Source organism: Candidatus Symbiopectobacterium sp., from assembly GCF_020054415.1.
Classification (GTDB): Bacteria; Pseudomonadota; Gammaproteobacteria; order Enterobacterales; family Enterobacteriaceae; genus Symbiopectobacterium.
In genome coordinates, this window is the sequence record NZ_JAHWCO010000305.1 from 1 (window position 1) to 16,403 (window position 16,403).

A 16,403-nucleotide genomic window follows, 5' to 3' on the forward strand; every position below is an offset into this window, starting at 1 on the left:
CCTTCCGTTACTTCGGCGGCAGCGTGAAAACCGTGCTGCTCGATAACCAGAAAGCCGCAGTGCTGAAAAATAACAACGGGAAGGTGGTGTTCAACTCCGGGTTCCTGCTGCTTGCTGATCACTATGGCTTCCTGCCACGGTCCTGCCGCCCGCGAAGGGCCAGAACCAAAGGTAAGGTGGAGCGTATGGTGAAATACCTCAAGGAGAACTTCTTCGTCCGGTACCGCCGGTTCGACAGCTTCGCCCATGTTAATCAGTTACTGGAGCAGTTCGACTTCTGCTTCCAGCCAGGTATCGATCATAAGGTCGTCCGGAAACTGGCCGGGCTGGCGTTAGTGGAGCGCAGCGAAAACGTGATCCTGCTGGGGCCGCCAGGTGTGGGCAAAACGCACCAGGCAGTAGCACTGGGTGTCAAAGCGGCTGATGCCGGTCACCGGGTGCTGTTCATGCCACTGGATAAGCTGATCGCCACACTTATGAAGGCAAAGCAGGAAAACCGGCTGGAGAAACAGCTACAGCAGCTTGGTGACGCCCGGGTACTTATACTGGATGAGATAGGCTATCTGCCGATGAGCCGTGAGGAAGCCAGTCTGTTCTTCCGGTTGCTGAACCGTCGGTATGAAAAAACGAGCATCGTGCTCAAATAAAGGGTTCGCCGACTGGGGAGAGATGTTCGGCGATAACGTGCTGGCAACAGCAATCCTGGATCGGCTGCTACACCACTCAACCACACTGAACATCAAAGGAGAAAGCTACAGGTTAAAGGAAAAACGCAAAGCCGGAGTGCTGGCAAAAAACACCACGCCAGTCAGTGATGATGAAATGGCGGAAAGCGGGCAACATTAATGAGCAATAGCGGACATTAAAAATGGCGAAAAACGGCCAATAATCTTGGCGTTGGCAGTAGTCGGCATTTTCACTGCGATCGCCTAAACTTGCCGCCCAAACCACTTTTTCTGTAATTTCTGGACGACGTTCTTTCCAAAGATAGTTAAGCTCTTTGTAGAGCATGTCGTAACCTTCACGGGTGATAAGATCTGTTTTCATCGTTTGCTTTCGTCATCGGTTATTACGAGTACGCATAGCGCGGCGTTGATACACTGTGAGCAGTATAGGCGTTGCTACATCCTAAGGCGATTACGCCTGTAAAATGAAGGAACTGATTGATTAATCCCTATTTTATTATGCTTTGTAACAATTTTGCCTGTAATATATACCAGAAACGACTGTCAGTAATTCATAGGTTTTTAGGTCGTGTATTCAATATGTTGATTGCAGTGTGAAATGTCCAGTTTTGGATGCGGAATACAGTGGCTAAAGTTGATGTAAGATGCCTGTTTTGTGAACAGACATCTCCTGTGAAAAAACACGGTTATGGCAAAAGTGGCCATCAGCGTTACCGTCGTCAGTCATGCAAACACGGATGGCTACAGTGCTTACAACGACGAACTTCCAAAAGTAAAACACATTGTTAGCAAGCTGTGTACACGGCGTATTGAGCGAGCACATCTGACACTGCGTAACCGATTGCAACGGCTCAATCGCAAGATGCCCGGATATTCAAAATCATCCGAAATGCACGATAGGATCATCGGTACTTACATCGAACGCGAGTACTACGTTTGATGCTACATCAACTCATTGAATATACGACCCAACCAACGCCAATGACTCATCGGAGTGCCGATGAATTTTACGCATATCGAGTGTGCCAAATTTGTGTCATAAAATTGGCAAAAATCAGCAACGATTGACAAATTAAAAGAGGCGCTATTTAAGCTGGCTGGCTTGTGGCGCGGGATTAATGGTTGTTAGAATGCGCCTCTTTTTGCAATTCATCGGACTGTTTTTCCGGTGCTGGAGGCAAAGTGAAATACGAATTGTTGCAAACCGATGGTCGCGCGCGCCGTGGCCGTCTTGTTTTTGAACGTGGCGTGGTGGAAACCCCGGCGTTTATGCCGGTTGGCACTTACGGCACGGTAAAGGGAATGACGCCTGAGGAAGTGAAAGAAACTGGCGCGCAAATCCTGCTGGGTAACACCTTCCACCTGTGGCTGCGTCCAGGCCAGGAGATCATGAAGCTGCACAGCGATTTGCATGATTTCATGCAGTGGCATGGCCCGATCCTGACCGATTCCGGCGGATTTCAGGTCTTCAGCCTGGGCGACATCCGCAAAATCACCGAAGAGGGTGTGCACTTCCGTAACCCGATCAACGGCGACCCGATTTTCCTCAACCCGGAAAAATCGATGGAAATCCAGTACGATCTCGGCTCTGATATCGTGATGATTTTCGATGAGTGTACGCCTTATCCTGCCGATTGGGATTATGCCAAACGCTCGATGGAAATGTCGCTGCGTTGGGCGAAACGCAGCCGCGCCCGTTTTGATGAACTCAATAACAACAACGCGTTATTTGGTATCGTTCAGGGAAGTGTTTACGAAGATTTACGCGATGTCTCAGTAAAAGGGCTGGTAGAGATTGGCTTTGATGGGTACGCTGTGGGCGGCCTGGCAGTCGGGGAGACGAAGGCGGATATGCACCGCATTCTAGAGCATGTTTGCCCGCAGATCCCGGCGGATAAACCCCGTTATCTGATGGGAGTCGGCAAGCCTGAGGATCTGGTGGAAGGCGTGCGACGCGGCATTGACATGTTTGACTGTGTGATGCCAACGCGCAATGCGCGCAACGGCCACCTGTTTGTTACCGACGGCGTGGTAAAAATCCGCAATGCGGTACACAAGGATGATACTCGTCCGTTGGATGAGCACTGTGATTGCTACACGTGTCGCAATTATAGCCGCGCTTACTTGCATCATCTAGACCGTTGCAACGAAATGCTCGGCGCGCGCCTCAATACCATCCACAACTTGCGGTATTATCAACGGTTGATGGCGGGTTTACGTCAGGCCATCGAAGAGGGTAAATTAGAGCACTTTGTGGCAGATTTTTACCAACGGATTGGCAAGCCGGCGCCGTCCCTTGCTGAAACGGCGGCAGGTCAACACTACTGACGACGCGATTTTCGTACCTGCTGCGCGTGATGTGTGCGGTTGAAGCGTTTTAGGCACATTTGGATTTCATATACTTTTGCACACGTTTGGTTTGATAACAAAGAGGATAGTTAAATGAGTTTTTTCATTTCTGATGTCGTAGCTGCAACCGGCGCTCCGGCACAAAGTCCGTACTCTCTGGTGATTATGCTGGCTGTTTTTGGCCTGATTTTTTACTTCATGATTCTGCGTCCTCAGCAAAAGCGCGCTAAAGATCACAAGAAACTGATGGACTCCATTTCTAAAGGGGATGAAGTGCTGACGACGGGCGGTCTGGTGGGTCGCGTGACCAAAGTCTCTGAGACCGGGTACATCGCTATCGCGCTGAACGACACCAATGAAGTGGTTATCAAACGTGATTTTGTGGCTGCCGTATTGCCAAAGGGTACCATCAATGCCCTGTAATTTTTGATTTTCCCGAAGGGAACTGCCGTGTTAAACCGTTATCCTTTGTGGAAGTACCTGATGCTGGTCGTGGCATTAGTCATCGGCCTGCTTTATGCACTTCCTAACCTGTATGGTGAGGATCCGGCGGTACAAATCACTGGCGCGCGAGGCATCGCCGCCAGTGAGTCAACGCTGATCCAAGTCCAGAATGTATTACAAGAACAGCAGATCACCAGCAAATCGCTCGCGTTAGAAAGTGGTGCGATCCTTGCCCGTTTATCCACCCCAGATATTCAACTGCGCGCTCGCGAAGCGCTGGTGAATGCATTGGGTGAGAAGTATGTCGTGGCCTTGAACCTGGCCCCCGCTACGCCAAACTGGCTGCGCATGCTGCGTGCGGAACCCATGAAACTGGGTCTGGACCTGCGAGGTGGCGTACACTTCCTGATGGAAGTGGATATGGAAACGGCGTTAGGTAAACTGCAAGAGCAGACCATGGATTCCCTGCGCAGCGATCTGCGTGAAAAGGGCATCCCTTATGCCACGGTGCGTAAAGCCGATGGCAATACCGTAGAGATCCGTTTCCGCGATGCGGCAACGCGTAACGACGCGATTTCGTATCTCACCACCCGTCACCGCGATCTGGTGTTTAACGCCAGCGGCGATAACCTGATGCGTGCGATGATGAGTGCCGAGCGCCTGCTTGAAGCACGTGAATACGCCGTCCAGCAAAACATCAATATCCTGCGTAACCGTGTTAACCAACTGGGTGTGGCCGAACCGCTGGTACAGCGCCAAGGTGCGGATCGCATCGTGGTTGAGTTGCCCGGCATTCAAGACACCGCGCGAGCCAAAGAAATTCTGGGTGCGACGGCAACGTTGGAATTCCGTCTGGTAAACAGTACTGCGGACGTGACAGCAGCAGCCAATGGCCGTGTTCCGGTTGATTCCGAAGTGAAATACATGCGTGATGGCACCCCGGTGGTGCTGTACAAGCGTGTGATCCTCACAGGTGACCACATTACCGATTCCACCTCGGGTGCCGACGAATACGGTCGTCCGCAGGTGAACATCTCGCTGGACAGCGCGGGCGGTAACGCCATGTCCAATTTCACCAAGGACAGCATCGGTAAACCGATGGCAACCTTGTTTGTGGAATACAAGGACAGCGGTAAGAACGATGCCACGTCGGGTCGTTCCATTCTGGAAAAACACGAAGAAGTGATCAACGTCGCAACCATTCAGTCGCGTCTGGGTAACAGCTTCCGTATTACCGGTATCGATAACCCGAACGAAGCGCGTCAGCTCTCTCTGTTGCTGCGTGCCGGTGCGTTGATTGCCCCGATTCAGATTGTTGAAGAGCGTACCGTCGGGCCAACGCTGGGGATGCAAAACATCACCCAGGGGCTTGAGGCCTGCTTGTGGGGGCTGGTGGCATCCATCCTGTTTATGGTTGTGTTCTACAAAGGATTTGGTTTGATCGCGACCACTGCGTTGGTGGCTAACCTGGTGCTGATCGTTGGGGTGATGTCACTGTTGCCGGGGGCGACGCTCACCATGCCAGGGATTGCCGGTATCGTGTTGACGCTGGCAGTGGCTGTAGATGCCAACGTACTGATTAACGAACGTATCAAAGAAGAATTCAGGAACGGGCGCACGGTTCAGCAAGCCATTCATGAAGGGTACAAAGGTGCGTTCTCCAGTATCATCGATGCCAACCTGACAACGATGATCACGGCAGTGATTCTGTACGCTGTGGGGACCGGCTCAATCAAAGGCTTTGCCATTACGACAGCGATTGGGGTTGCGACCTCGATGTTTACCGCTATTGTCGGCACTCGTGCGATTGTGAACCTGGTTTACGGCGGAAAACGCGTTAACAAGCTGTCTATTTGAGGAGTGCGTCGTGGCACAGGAATATACTGTTGAACAGCTCAACTATGGTCGTAAAGTCTATGACTTTATGCGTTGGGATAACGTCGCGTTCGTCATTTCGGGCACTTTGTTAATCCTGTCACTGATTGTTATGGGTGTGCGCGGGTTTAACTGGGGATTGGATTTCACCGGTGGTACGGTGATTGAAATCAACCTGGAAAAACCGGCCGATCTTGATCTCATTCGTGACTCTCTGGAAAAAGCCGGTTTTGCCGATCCGTTGATTCAGAACTTCGGTAGCAGCCGTGATGTGATGGTGCGCATGCCGCCAAGCGTGGGCACTTCAGGTCAGGAGCTGGGCAACAAAGTGGTTAGCGTGATTAACCAGGGAACGGAACAGAGTGCTACGGTGAAGCGCATCGAGTTTGTTGGGCCGAGTGTGGGTAAAGATTTGGCGCAAGACGGTGCTATGGCATTGTTGGCGGCGTTGATCTGCATCTTGATCTACGTAGGATTCCGTTTTGAATGGCGTCTGGCGTTGGGTGCTGTGCTGGCATTGGCGCACGACGTGATCATCACCATGGGGGGGTTCTCGCTGTTTCAAATCGAAATCGATTTGACCATCGTGGCATCGCTGATGTCGGTTATCGGTTACTCGTTGAACGACAGCATCGTGGTATCTGACCGTATTCGTGAAAACTTCCGCAAGATTCGCCGCGGTACGCCTTACGAAATCATGAACGTGTCGCTGACACAGACTTTGAGCCGTACTTTGATGACCTCCGGCACCACGCTGGGTGTGGTATTGATGCTCTACATTTTCGGCGGCGCGATGCTGGAAGGTTTCTCGCTGGCAATGCTGACCGGGGTGTCTATCGGTACTATCTCCTCTATCTACGTGGCTTCAGCGCTGGCGCTGAAGCTTGGGATGAAGCGTGAACACCTGCTGGTGCAGAAAGTCGAGAAGGAAGGGGCGGATCAACCCTCCATCTTGCCTTAAGGCCGTTTGATAACGTTGAGAGAAATCCCTGCTTCGGCAGGGATTTTTTTATGTATCAGGGGCTGCTGGTTTCAACTTGATGCAGGCGTATAAACCCGAGCTGCTCCGGTGTGACACCGCTTAGCCGCACACCAAATATGGCTTCGGTTTTGGGCAATAGGGGGGCGTCGAGCATCAACTGCTGGGTGAATTTCGCTTGGCAACGGCTTGCTGCTGACCGGATCGAGCTGACCCCAGTCGAGTTGTGCGTGAAACGCAGGCAGTGCTGTACCTTCCAGTAGCCGAACGTGCAACAGCGCCTGGGTGCCATTCGCCTCGGGTTCGATATGGCTCAGGGAAATGCTCAGTTTGCCAATATTGCTTTCTAAAATTGCGCTATTTTTCGCGCTGGGTAGCAAGTACACGCCGTGGGTAGAGTGACTGTTTAAGGTATTTTGCTGCTCCAGCGCTAACGCCTGTGCCGTCAGTGTTTGTAATTGCCGGTTAAGCTGCCCCACTTCCCGTTGCAGCGTAGGCGGTTGCGAGGCGCTGAACAGCCCGTCGGCGCCAGCATCAAGAGACCAGATGCACGATAATAATTATTCATTCAGGTATTTCCCTCATTGCATTATGCCTTTTCTCGTGTCTTCTTTACGTGGCAAGTATATAAGCGTAGTGGCGAATGAGAGTTAAATCATGCTGCGTTAATGCTGGCACCTATGCAAATATTGGTCTGTAAGCGCTGGATATTTGGGTTAGTCGATCAAATCAGGGTAAACTAGGCGTAAGAGAAGCTAATCATCGGGATATGTTATGCACTGCCCATTCTGCTCCGCTGTTGATACCAAAGTTATTGATTCTCGTCTGGTCGGCGAAGGCACGCAGGTACGGCGTCGCCGTCAGTGTCTGGTGTGCAATGAGCGCTTTACCACCTTTGAAGTGGCGGAGCTAGTGATTCCCCGGGTGATAAAGAGTAATGACGTTCGCGAGCCCTTCAATGAAGAAAAATTGCGTAAAGGGATGCTGAAAGCGCTGGAAAAGCGGCCGGTCAGTGCGGATGACGTTGAAAACGCCCTCAATCATATCAAATCTCAACTGCGTGCTACGGGTGAGCGTGAAGTCACCGCCAAGATGATTGGCAATCTGGTGATGGATGCCCTGAAGCGTCTGGACAAAGTCGCTTATATTCGTTTTGCCTCCGTATACCGTAGTTTCGAGGACATTCGGGAGTTTGGCGAAGAGATTGCTCGGTTACAGGATTAGTCATATGGAACGGCAAGATGAATTCTGGATGGCGAGCGCGCTTGAATTAGCGCGGCGCGGGCGTTTCACTACGTCTCCAAACCCTAACGTTGGTTGTGTGATTGTGCGCGCCGGTAAAATGGTCGGCGAAGGCTATCACTTGCGCGCCGGTGAACCGCATGCGGAAGTGCATGCGCTTCGTATGGCGGGTGAACTGGCCCGGGGAGCAACCGCCTATGTGACGCTGGAGCCGTGCAGTCACCATGGACGCACGCCGCCTTGTGCGGATGCGCTGATTGCGGCGGGTGTGGCGCGCGTCGTGGCTGCGATGCAAGATCCTAACCCTCAGGTGGCCGGGCGCGGTTTGCACCGTTTACAGCAGGCGGGTATCGCTGTCAGTCACGGCCTGATGATGCAAGATGCCGAGCAGGTCAATCTGGGTTTTCTGAAACTGATGCGCACCGGCGTTCCCTATGTCCGTCTTAAAGTGGCTGCTTCGCTGGATGGCCGCACGGCGATGGCGTCCGGAGAAAGCAAGTGGATCACCTCTCCCGAGGCGCGTCAGGATGTGCAACGCTTTCGTGCACAAAGCGCCGCGATCCTTAGCAGCAGTGCTACCGTGTTGGCGGACGATCCGCTGTTGACGGTACGTTGGGAGACGTTGGATGCCACTACGCAACAACAGCTTCCCGATGTAGTGCTTCCTCAACCCGTGCGCGTGATCGTCGACAGCCATGGACGCGTAACGCATCAGCATCAACTGATCCATCAACCGGGCCAAACCTGGTTGGCGAGTATCCAACAGAACAATGACAGCGCATGGCCTGAAAGTGTGACACACCTTACTCTGCCCGCCCACGGTGGCGGCGTCGATTTGGTTGCGCTAATGATGACGCTCGGCAAGCGCCAGATTAATTCGGTTTGGGTTGAAGCCGGTGCTACGCTGGCAGGCGAGCTGTTGAATGCGGGCGTGGTCGATGAGCTGATCGTGTATATGGCCCCGAAACTGTTAGGGCATGATGCCCGGGCCCTGTGTGTGTTGCCGGGGTTGACGCAGTTGGCGCAAGCGCCTTCATTTACGCTGACGGAGGTGTGCAAGATTGGCCCCGATCTCCGTCTGCGTTTGATACCTCAATCCTGACGTCGATATCCTGCGGTTTTGGTTTGCTCTGGCCTCTATGGCGTGTGGCAGGCAAAACCGGATACGCCGTCACAAGAATGTGATAGAATCCGCCCCCCCCCCTGCGGGGTATTAGCATGCGATTATGATTATAAGGAACGCTATGAACGTCATTGAAGGTGTTGTTGCAAGCCCTGATGCCCGCGTCGCGATTGCGATTGCCCGTTTCAACAATTTTATCAACGATAGCCTGCTGGAAGGCGCTATCGATGCGCTGAAACGTATTGGTCAGGTCAAAGATGAAAACATTACCGTTGTGTGGGTACCGGGTGCCTATGAGCTGCCGCTGACCGCGCGCGCGCTGGCAAAAAATGGCTATGACGCCGTCGTGGCACTGGGAACGGTTATCCGTGGCGGTACTGCGCATTTTGAATATGTTGCGGGTGAGTGCAGCTCCGGGTTGGCTCATGTTGCCATGAACAGCGATATTCCTGTGACGTTTGGCGTTTTGACGACAGAAAGCATAGAGCAGGCGATTGAACGCGCTGGTACCAAAGCGGGCAATAAGGGTGCAGAAGCTGCGCTGACCGCGCTGGAAATGATTAACGTATTGAAAGATATCAAATAAGTTTGATTAAAAAAGGGGTATTCCGTGAAACCTGCTGCTCGTCGCCGCGCTCGTGAATGTGCGGTTCAAGCGCTGTATTCCTGGCAATTATCAAAGAATGATATTGCCGATATTGAACTGCAATTCCTGAGTGAGCAGGATGTCAAAGATGTCGACATCAGCTACTTTCGTGAGTTGCTGGCGGGCGTCGCCATGCAGGCAGAAAAACTGGATGCATTGATGGAACCCTACCTGTCACGTCAGCTCGAAGAGTTGGGGCAGGTGGAGCGCGCCGTGCTGCGTATTGCACTGTTCGAACTGAGCAAGCGCGACGACGTCCCTTACAAGGTTGCCATCAACGAATCCATTGAACTGGCGAAAGTGTTCGGTGCGGAAGATAGCCACAAGTTTGTCAACGGCGTATTGGATAAAGTCGCTCCTACGGTGCGCCAAACCAAGAAGTAACGCTCATGGCCGGAATACCGGCCCTGTTCGCGATTGTTTTTGACGGAAACGGTTATGGTTTACGGTGAGCTTGATCTGATTGCCCGCTATTTCAATCGTGTGAACGCCTACAAGGCGGGAAATCCGCGTCGTGATGTAGAATTGGGGATTGGCGACGATTGTGCGTTGCTCACAGTGGCAGAAAAGCAGCTTTTAGCCGTCAGTACCGACACGCTGGTGTCTGGTGTGCATTTCCTACCGACTATCGATCCTGCTGATTTGGGTTACAAATCGCTGGCCGTTAATTTAAGCGATCTGGCAGCCATGGGGGCCGATCCAGCCTGGCTCTCTCTCGCCATTACCTTGCCCGAAATTAACAGCGCGTGGTTGGCAGCCTACAGCGATAGCTTGTTCACGCTGCTGGATTACTATGGCATGCAACTGATCGGCGGCGATACCACGCGTGGTCCGCTCTGCCTTACGTTGACTATTCACGGGCTGGTGCCCGCCGGTCGTGCGCTCACTCGTGCCGGTGCCAGCATTGGCGATTGGATCTATGTGACCGGAACGCTGGGTGATAGCGCCGCCGGGCTGGCGATTTTGCAACAACGTTTGCAGGTGAGTGACAACGCGGCGCGTCAGTCATTGGTGCAACGCCATTTGCGTCCGCAGCCGCGCATTCTGCAAGGTCAGGCGTTGCGCACGCTTGCCAGCGCGGCTATCGATCTGTCGGATGGGCTGATATCGGATTTACGCCATATTTTGGCCGCAAGTGATTGTGGTGCGCGCGTACAGCTTGATGCTATTCCTTATTCATCGGCAATGATGCAACATGTTGAACCCGATCAGGTGCTGCGTTGGGCGCTGTCTGGCGGGGAAGATTATGAACTGTGCTTTACCGTGCCGGAGATTAATCGCGGGGCGATCGACATGGCGCTGGGCCAACTCGGCGTAGGCTATACCTGCATTGGTCAGATAGCGCCGTCGTCCGAGGGGCTGCGCTTTTTCCGTGGTGATAACGCAGTGGAACTGAACTGGAAAGGCTATGACAACTTCAGCCCATGACCGAGAAACAAAGCGCACCGCTAAGCAGCGTTTGCGCCTGAGCAATCCCTGGCATCTGCTGGCGACCGGGTTTGGCAGTGGCCTTTCACCCTGGATGCCGGGCACGGCGGGATCGCTGGCGGCGATCCCGGTGTGGTATCTGCTCTCCTTCCTGCACTGGCAACTGTATTCACTGACTATCATGTTCAGCATTTGCATCGGTGTTTACCTGTGCCATAAAACGGCCAAATACATAGGGGTGCACGATCACTGCAGCATCGTCTGGGATGAATTTGTCGGGATGTGGATCACGCTGATGGCGATCCCGGATGAACAGTGGCAGTGGGTGCTGGCCGGGTTTGTGGTGTTTCGTGTTCTGGATATTTTCAAACCCTGGCCGATACGCTGGTTTGATCATAATGTGCACGGCGGCATGGGTATCATGATTGACGATATTGTGGCTGGAGTTATCTCTGCGGGCATTATCTACTGGATCGGGCACCACTGGCCGCTATTTTCTTAAACGGCATACGCGGTGCCTAACCGGGGCGACTGCCCCGGTCGATATCACGATTATTGCAGCCATTCCTCAATGCGACGTTCGATGCCCGCCGCATCCAACCCCAAGTCGTGGCGTACTTCTTCCTGAGTCCCTTGGGGAATAAAGCTGTCCGGTAACCCCAGATTTAACACCGGAATGCCCAGACGCTGCGTCATCACCACTTCATTCACGCCGCTGCCCGCACCGCCCATCAATGCGTTCTCTTCCAATGTCACCAGCAGATCGTGGCTTTTTGCCAGTTCAGCAATCAGTGCTTCATCCAACGGTTTGACGAAACGCATGTCGACCAATGTCGCATTGCGCTTTTCGGCAACCTGCTGTGCTTCCGGCAGCAGTGTACCGAAATTGAGGATGGCGACTTTTTCGCCCGTGCGTAGTACCACCCCTTTCCCGATCGGCAATTCCTGCAACTGCTCAAGCGTGGCTCCAGTACCGGTACCGCGTGGGTAACGCACGGCGCAAGGGCCGTCTTGATAACGGTAGCCGGTAAACAACATCTGGCGACATTCGTTCTCATCGCTCGGTGCCATGATAATCAGATCGGGAATGCAACGCAGGAAGGACAAGTCAAACGCACCCTGATGCGTTTGGCCGTCCGCGCCCACAATACCGCCGCGATCGATAGCGAACAGTACCGGCAGATTCTGAATGGCGACGTCGTGAATCACCTGATCGTAGGCGCGTTGTAAAAAGGTGGAGTAGATCGCCACCACCGGTTTGTACCCTCCCAGGGATAAACCGGCGGCAAAGGTGACGGCGTGCTGCTCGGCAATGGCAACATCGAAATATTGTTGTGGGTAGTCACGAGAGAATCGCACCATGCCAGAACCTTCGCGCATCGCTGGCGTCACTGCCATCAGCTTGCTGTCTTTGGCGGCGATTTCACACAGCCAATCACCGAAAATGGCCGAGTAGCTGGGAAGGCTCGCCTTGCTTTTGGGCAAGGTACCGCCGGCCGGATCAAACTTGGGCACGGCATGCCAACTGATAGGATCTTGCTCTGCTGGAGCATAGCCACGACCTTTTTTGGTCATGATATGCAGCAACTGCGGACCCTTCAGGCTACGCATATTTTTCAGTGTTTGCGCTAGCCCGACCACATCATGACCGTCGACCGGGCCGATATAGTTAAAGCCAAGTTCTTCAAACAGCGTTCCGGGCACCACCATGCCTTTCAGATGTTCTTCCGTGCGTTTGACCAGCTCTTTGATCGGCGGGATGCCAGACAGCACTTTCTTACCGCCTTCGCGCAGGGTGGAGTAGAGTTTACCCGATAACAGTTGTGCCAAGTGATTGTTGAGCGCACCGACGTTTTCGGAAATGGACATCTCGTTGTCGTTCAACACCACCAGCAGATCGGAACGAATATCGCCCGCGTGGTTCATGGCTTCAAATGCCATTCCCGCGGTCAGTGCGCCGTCGCCGATAACGCACACGGTACGGCGTCCTTTGCCTTCTCGTTCGGCGGCAACCGCCATGCCCAGGCCGGCGCTGATCGACGTGGAGGAGTGACCGACGCTTAACACATCGTATTCACTCTCGCCGCGCCAGGGGAACGGGTGCAGGCCGCCTTTCTGGCGGATGGTGGAAATGCGATCGCGGCGACCGGTGATGATTTTGTGAGGATAGGCTTGATGGCCGACATCCCACACCAGATGGTCAAATGGCGTGTTGTAGACATAGTGCAGCGCTACGGTGAGTTCAACGGTGCCGAGCCCTGAAGCAAAGTGGCCGCTGGAGCGGCTAACGCTGTCCAGCAGATATTGACGAAGTTCATCGCACAGTTTAGGCAGGCTGTCACGCGGCAGCATGCGCAGTTCGTCAGGTGTTTCCACTAAAGCCAGTGTCGGGTACTTTGCAATATCAAAACTCATTTGCGACTCATTCTGAGGTGTAATCCCCGTTCTCTCTCAAGCTGCGAATGCAGTATCCATCCGGGCGTTGCCACCGTGCGACACGCTTGAAATTCACTGGGTGATGTTGAAATTATTTATCTCGCTCGACAATATAATTCGCTAATGCCCGTAGTACCGTAGTATCGAGCGGCGTTGCGCTGGCCGCTTGCAGTTCATCCAATGCTGCCAGTGATTCCTGATAGAGATCCCACGCCTTTGCCCGTGCACTGTCAAGCCCGAGCAAGCCGGGATAGGTGCTTTTGCCCAGTTGCTGGTCGGCACCTTGTCGCTTACCGGTGGTGGCGCTGTCACCAACCACATCAAGGATGTCATCCTGCACCTGAAAGGCCAGACCGATGGCATTGGCATAGCGATCAAGGTGTGGCAGTGCCGCCCGACCCGCAGTACCAGCGCTGAGCGCGCCCAGCCTGACGGCTGTGCGAATCAATGCGCCGGTTTTGTGGCGATGAATTTGCTCCAGTGCTGTGAGATCGACTTGCTTACCCTCTGCCGCCAAATCCAGCGCTTGCCCACCGCACATGCCTGCCACGCCGCTGGCGTACGCCAGTTCTGCAACCATTGATAGGCGATCGCGGTCGCTGACTTCCGGCATGGAGCCGTCAGCCAGAATGGAGAAGGCTAACGTTTGAAGCGCATCCCCGGCCAGAACCGCTGTGGCTTCGCCAAATTTAATGTGACAGGTCGGTTGACCACGGCGCAGGTCATCATCGTCCATGGCAGGCAAATCGTCATGAATCAGCGAATAAGCGTGGATAGATTCCACTGCGGCAGCCGGCGTATCCATGCTGCTCAGCGGAATGCCGAAAAGTTGCCCGGTGGTATAAACCAAAAAAGGCCGAAGGCGTTTGCCTCCCAGCAGCGCACCGTAGGCCATGGCGTCAACCAGCGGACTACCCTGAAACGGCAAGTCGGTGATAAAACGGTTCAATGCCTGATTAACGCGATCTGCATGGGCACGCAATTGCCCAGCGAATTCCGTCATAGTGGTTTACTGTTCGGGGTTGTCGTGCCCTGAGCGAAAGGGGACAGTGCGGCATCCGGTTCATCGCTTAGCAGGATTTGCACGCGTTGCTCTGCTCGTTGCAACTGCAGCTGTCCCTGACGCGCTAACTGAATGCCATTTTCAAAAGCGCTCAGCGCGGCTTCCAACGGCAAGTCGCCCGACTCGAGGCGGGTGACAATCTGTTCCAGCTGTTGTAACGCATCTTCAAAACTCAGCGCTGAGTCAGCGGTGTTCAGCGTTTCGCTGTTTGCCTCCGAGTGAGGCGACGTTTTTTTTGCAGGCATGACCTATTTTACATCCTGATCGCTAAGTTATGCTGTTCTTTTAGTGTCGTTAATCGTTAATGTTCGCTACTGATCCATCGCACAGATAAGCACATCCTTCCTGCGCGCAGCGTGCGAGAAGATGATATACTCCGCGCCTTGGATGCTATTGGTAAAATCACCCTGTGGAACGAGTTTACCGATAACGTGAATGTAGCACTCATGTTAACACTTACGCCCATTTGACCAAGTAACGACAGCCATCATGAAGTTTATCATTAAATTGTTCCCTGAAATCACCATCAAGAGTCAATCTGTGCGGTTGCGCTTTATTAAGATACTTACCGGTAACATTCGTAACGTGCTTAAGCAGTATGACGACCAACTGGCCGTCGTCCGTCATTGGGATCATATCGAAGTCCGCGCCAAAGAGGAAAGCCAACGCGAAGATATTCGCGATGCGTTAACCCGTATTCCCGGCATTCATCATATTCTGGACGTTGAAGACCACGCTTACACCGACGTGCACGACATTTTTGAACAAACGTTGGCGCTGTATCGTCCACAGCTAGAAGGAAAAAGCTTCTGTGTACGCGTGAAACGGCGCGGCAAGCACGACTTCTCATCGCAGGATGTAGAGCGTTATGTGGGCGGTGGACTTAATCAGCACATCGACAGTTCGCACGTTAACCTTACCACGCCGCAGGTCACGGTTCATCTGGAGATTGAACATGATCGTTTGCTGCTGATTAAAGGGCGTTATGAAGGCATCGGTGGTTTCCCTATCGGTACGCAAGAAGATGTACTGTCACTGATTTCCGGCGGGTTCGATTCTGGCGTGTCTAGCTATATGCTTATCCGTCGTGGCTGTCGCGTGCATTACTGCTTTTTCAATCTGGGCGGCGCAGCGCATGAAATTGGTGTTAAACAGGTCGCACACTATTTGTGGAAACGCTTTGGCAGCTCGCATCGCGTGCGCTTTGTCTCTATTGATTTTGAACCCATGGTGTGCGAGATCCTGGAAAAAGTGGATGACGGCCAGATGGGCGTCGTGCTTAAACGTATGATGGTGCGTGCCGCATCGCGCATTGCAGAGCGTTATGGCGTTCAGGCGTTGGTAACTGGCGAAGCGTTAGGTCAGGTTTCCAGTCAAACGTTGACCAACCTGCGTCTCATAGATAATGCCTCGGACACGCTGATTCTGCGCCCGCTGATTTCACACGATAAAGAACACATTATCAAGCTGGCACGCCATTTAGGCACGGAAGATTTTGCCAAAACCATGCCTGAGTATTGCGGGGTTATTTCTAAAAGCCCAACAGTAAAAGCGGTCAAATCCAAAATAGAAGAGGAAGAAGGTAAATTCGACTTTGAGATTCTGGACCGGGTGATTTTTGAAGCGCGCAATATAGATATCCGCAATATCGCCACCCAGACCTCGCAAGAGATAACGGAAGTTGAAACCGTGGCATCGCTTTCTGCTGACGATATTCTGCTGGATATTCGCTCGGTGGATGAGCAAGACGATCGTCCGCTTGCGCTCACCGGTGTTGAAATCAAATCGCTGCCGTTCTACAAGCTCAGCACGCAGTTTTGCGATCTTGATCAGGGTAAGACCTATCTGCTGTACTGTGAACGCGGTGTGATGAGCAGTTTGCAGGCGCTGTATCTGCGTGAGCAGGGGTTCACTAACGTGAAGGTCTATCGGCCTTAACCTCGCGCTCGTCATCCTCCGTTCGAGCGGAGGATGACGGGATCACGGAGGTTTTATGTGTACTAGCTCAGACCTGATCTGACAGTTACCGATTATTTATACAGGTGTCTGTCAGATTACATCTGGTTCAGATTCTTTTCTGCCCAGATCCGTTTTCCATCGAGTAAAGTGGCCATCGGCGTACGCCCGCAGCA

16 protein-coding genes and 5 pseudogenes are annotated in these 16,403 nt (G+C 53.1%); 14 read left to right on the top strand and 7 right to left on the bottom strand.

Features of this window, described 5'->3' with window-relative positions:
* Together QZ506_RS08855 and istB are read left to right on the top strand one after the other, a co-directional pair.
* Positions 1 to 272 (top strand): annotated as a pseudogene (locus tag QZ506_RS08855) (IS21 family transposase); the annotation flags it as partial.
* A pseudogene (istB, locus tag QZ506_RS08860) lies at positions 261 to 846 on the top strand (IS21-like element helper ATPase IstB); the annotation flags it as partial. The pseudogenes QZ506_RS08855 and istB, both read left to right, overlap by 12 nt.
* A gap of 57 nt (positions 847 to 903) precedes the next feature.
* Here the strand turns inward: istB and QZ506_RS08865 are convergent.
* Together QZ506_RS08865 and QZ506_RS08870 are read right to left on the bottom strand one after the other, a co-directional pair.
* Positions 904 to 1,047 (bottom strand): annotated as a pseudogene (locus QZ506_RS08865) (transcription elongation factor GreB); the annotation flags it as partial.
* A 200-nt stretch (positions 1,048 to 1,247) separates the two neighbouring features.
* On the bottom strand, positions 1,248 to 1,391 hold the full coding sequence (locus QZ506_RS08870) for a hypothetical protein (protein ID WP_291970466.1): 144 nt from the start codon (positions 1,389 to 1,391) through the stop codon (positions 1,248 to 1,250).
* Here QZ506_RS08870 and QZ506_RS08875 point away from each other — a divergent pair.
* From QZ506_RS08875 to secF, 5 genes and pseudogenes are all read left to right on the top strand, one after another.
* Positions 1,359 to 1,626: pseudogene (locus QZ506_RS08875) on the top strand (IS1 family transposase). The gene QZ506_RS08870 and the pseudogene QZ506_RS08875 overlap by 33 nt on opposite strands.
* A gap of 242 nt (positions 1,627 to 1,868) precedes the next feature.
* Positions 1,869 to 3,014 (top strand): tRNA guanosine(34) transglycosylase Tgt, encoded by a 1,146-nt coding sequence (tgt, locus tag QZ506_RS08880; RefSeq protein ID WP_291970468.1) that lies wholly within the window; start codon positions 1,869 to 1,871, stop codon positions 3,012 to 3,014.
* Between the two features lie 114 nt (positions 3,015 to 3,128).
* Positions 3,129 to 3,458 carry a preprotein translocase subunit YajC gene (yajC, locus tag QZ506_RS08885; RefSeq protein WP_291970470.1) on the top strand — a complete coding sequence of 110 codons (330 nt, stop codon included), beginning with the start codon at positions 3,129 to 3,131 and terminating at the stop codon, positions 3,456 to 3,458.
* Between the two features lie 27 nt (positions 3,459 to 3,485).
* On the top strand, positions 3,486 to 5,336 hold the full coding sequence (gene secD, locus QZ506_RS08890; RefSeq protein ID WP_291970472.1) for a protein translocase subunit SecD: 1,851 nt from the start codon (positions 3,486 to 3,488) through the stop codon (positions 5,334 to 5,336).
* Between the two features lie 10 nt (positions 5,337 to 5,346).
* A complete protein-coding gene (gene secF, locus QZ506_RS08895; protein ID WP_291970474.1) occupies positions 5,347 to 6,315 on the top strand; it encodes a protein translocase subunit SecF in 969 nt (322 codons plus the stop codon).
* 55 nt (positions 6,316 to 6,370) lie between these two features.
* On the opposite strand, the gene QZ506_RS21540 is transcribed toward secF, so the two are convergent.
* Positions 6,371 to 6,625, bottom strand: a complete 255-nt coding sequence (locus QZ506_RS21540; RefSeq protein WP_367272992.1) for a DUF3251 domain-containing protein — start codon at positions 6,623 to 6,625, stop codon at positions 6,371 to 6,373.
* Positions 6,570 to 6,812: pseudogene (locus QZ506_RS08905) on the bottom strand (DUF3251 domain-containing protein); the annotation flags it as partial. The gene QZ506_RS21540 and the pseudogene QZ506_RS08905, both read right to left, overlap by 56 nt.
* Positions 6,813 to 7,107: 295 nt before the next feature.
* Here QZ506_RS08905 and nrdR point away from each other — a divergent pair.
* The 6 genes from nrdR (at position 7,108) to pgpA (ending at position 11,274) form a co-directional block, all read left to right on the top strand.
* Positions 7,108 to 7,557 carry a transcriptional regulator NrdR gene (nrdR, locus tag QZ506_RS08910; RefSeq protein WP_291970478.1) on the top strand — a complete coding sequence of 150 codons (450 nt, stop codon included), beginning with the start codon at positions 7,108 to 7,110 and terminating at the stop codon, positions 7,555 to 7,557.
* Between the two features lie 4 nt (positions 7,558 to 7,561).
* On the top strand, positions 7,562 to 8,677 hold the full coding sequence (gene ribD, locus QZ506_RS08915; RefSeq protein ID WP_291970480.1) for a bifunctional diaminohydroxyphosphoribosylaminopyrimidine deaminase/5-amino-6-(5-phosphoribosylamino)uracil reductase RibD: 1,116 nt from the start codon (positions 7,562 to 7,564) through the stop codon (positions 8,675 to 8,677).
* A gap of 142 nt (positions 8,678 to 8,819) precedes the next feature.
* Positions 8,820 to 9,284, top strand: coding sequence for a 6,7-dimethyl-8-ribityllumazine synthase (gene ribE, locus QZ506_RS08920; protein ID WP_291970482.1), 465 nt, complete (start codon positions 8,820 to 8,822; stop codon positions 9,282 to 9,284).
* A 24-nt stretch (positions 9,285 to 9,308) separates the two neighbouring features.
* Positions 9,309 to 9,728, top strand: coding sequence for a transcription antitermination factor NusB (gene nusB, locus QZ506_RS08925; RefSeq protein ID WP_291970484.1), 420 nt, complete (start codon positions 9,309 to 9,311; stop codon positions 9,726 to 9,728).
* A gap of 54 nt (positions 9,729 to 9,782) precedes the next feature.
* Positions 9,783 to 10,772: a thiamine-phosphate kinase gene (thiL, locus tag QZ506_RS08930; RefSeq protein ID WP_291970485.1), complete on the top strand. Its 990-nt coding sequence runs from the start codon at positions 9,783 to 9,785 to the stop codon at positions 10,770 to 10,772.
* Complete coding sequence (gene pgpA / locus QZ506_RS08935; protein WP_291970487.1) at positions 10,753 to 11,274, top strand: phosphatidylglycerophosphatase A; 522 nt, start codon at positions 10,753 to 10,755, stop codon at positions 11,272 to 11,274. The genes thiL and pgpA overlap by 20 nt, the downstream gene beginning before the upstream one ends.
* 50 nt (positions 11,275 to 11,324) lie before the next feature.
* Here the strand turns inward: pgpA and dxs are convergent, their stop codons facing one another.
* The 3 genes from dxs to xseB all read right to left on the bottom strand — a co-directional run bounded on the left by dxs (position 11,325) and on the right by xseB (position 14,516).
* Positions 11,325 to 13,187, bottom strand: coding sequence for a 1-deoxy-D-xylulose-5-phosphate synthase (gene dxs, locus QZ506_RS08940; protein WP_291970489.1), 1,863 nt, complete (start codon positions 13,185 to 13,187; stop codon positions 11,325 to 11,327).
* A gap of 112 nt (positions 13,188 to 13,299) precedes the next feature.
* The gene (gene ispA, locus QZ506_RS08945; protein WP_291970491.1) at positions 13,300 to 14,211 is read right to left on the bottom strand and encodes a (2E,6E)-farnesyl diphosphate synthase; all 912 of its coding nucleotides are present in this window, start codon (positions 14,209 to 14,211) and stop codon (positions 13,300 to 13,302) included.
* On the bottom strand, positions 14,208 to 14,516 hold the full coding sequence (gene xseB / locus QZ506_RS08950; RefSeq protein WP_291970494.1) for an exodeoxyribonuclease VII small subunit: 309 nt from the start codon (positions 14,514 to 14,516) through the stop codon (positions 14,208 to 14,210). The genes ispA and xseB overlap by 4 nt, the downstream gene beginning before the upstream one ends.
* A 244-nt stretch (positions 14,517 to 14,760) precedes the next feature.
* Here xseB and thiI point away from each other — a divergent pair, with 244 nt between their 5' ends.
* A complete protein-coding gene (gene thiI, locus QZ506_RS08955; protein WP_291970496.1) occupies positions 14,761 to 16,209 on the top strand; it encodes a tRNA uracil 4-sulfurtransferase ThiI in 1,449 nt (482 codons plus the stop codon).
* Positions 16,210 to 16,403 lie beyond the last annotated feature (194 nt).

Coding starts and splice junctions, on each gene's coding strand:
- QZ506_RS08870 (WP_291970466.1), bottom strand. CDS start 1,391: ATGGCCACTTTTGCCATAACCGTGTTTTTTCACAGGAGATGTCTGTTC.
- yajC (WP_291970470.1), top strand. CDS start 3,129: ATGAGTTTTTTCATTTCTGATGTCGTAGCTGCAACCGGCGCTCCGGCA.
- QZ506_RS21540 (WP_367272992.1), bottom strand. CDS start 6,625: ATGGCACCCAGGCGCTGTTGCACGTTCGGCTACTGGAAGGTACAGCAC.
- nrdR (WP_291970478.1), top strand. CDS start 7,108: ATGCACTGCCCATTCTGCTCCGCTGTTGATACCAAAGTTATTGATTCT.
- ribD (WP_291970480.1), top strand. CDS start 7,562: ATGGAACGGCAAGATGAATTCTGGATGGCGAGCGCGCTTGAATTAGCG.
- ribE (WP_291970482.1), top strand. CDS start 8,820: ATGAACGTCATTGAAGGTGTTGTTGCAAGCCCTGATGCCCGCGTCGCG.
- thiL (WP_291970485.1), top strand. CDS start 9,783: ATGGTTTACGGTGAGCTTGATCTGATTGCCCGCTATTTCAATCGTGTG.
- pgpA (WP_291970487.1), top strand. CDS start 10,753: ATGACAACTTCAGCCCATGACCGAGAAACAAAGCGCACCGCTAAGCAG.
- dxs (WP_291970489.1), bottom strand. CDS start 13,187: ATGAGTTTTGATATTGCAAAGTACCCGACACTGGCTTTAGTGGAAACA.
- ispA (WP_291970491.1), bottom strand. CDS start 14,211: ATGACGGAATTCGCTGGGCAATTGCGTGCCCATGCAGATCGCGTTAAT.
- xseB (WP_291970494.1), bottom strand. CDS start 14,516: ATGCCTGCAAAAAAAACGTCGCCTCACTCGGAGGCAAACAGCGAAACG.
- thiI (WP_291970496.1), top strand. CDS start 14,761: ATGAAGTTTATCATTAAATTGTTCCCTGAAATCACCATCAAGAGTCAA.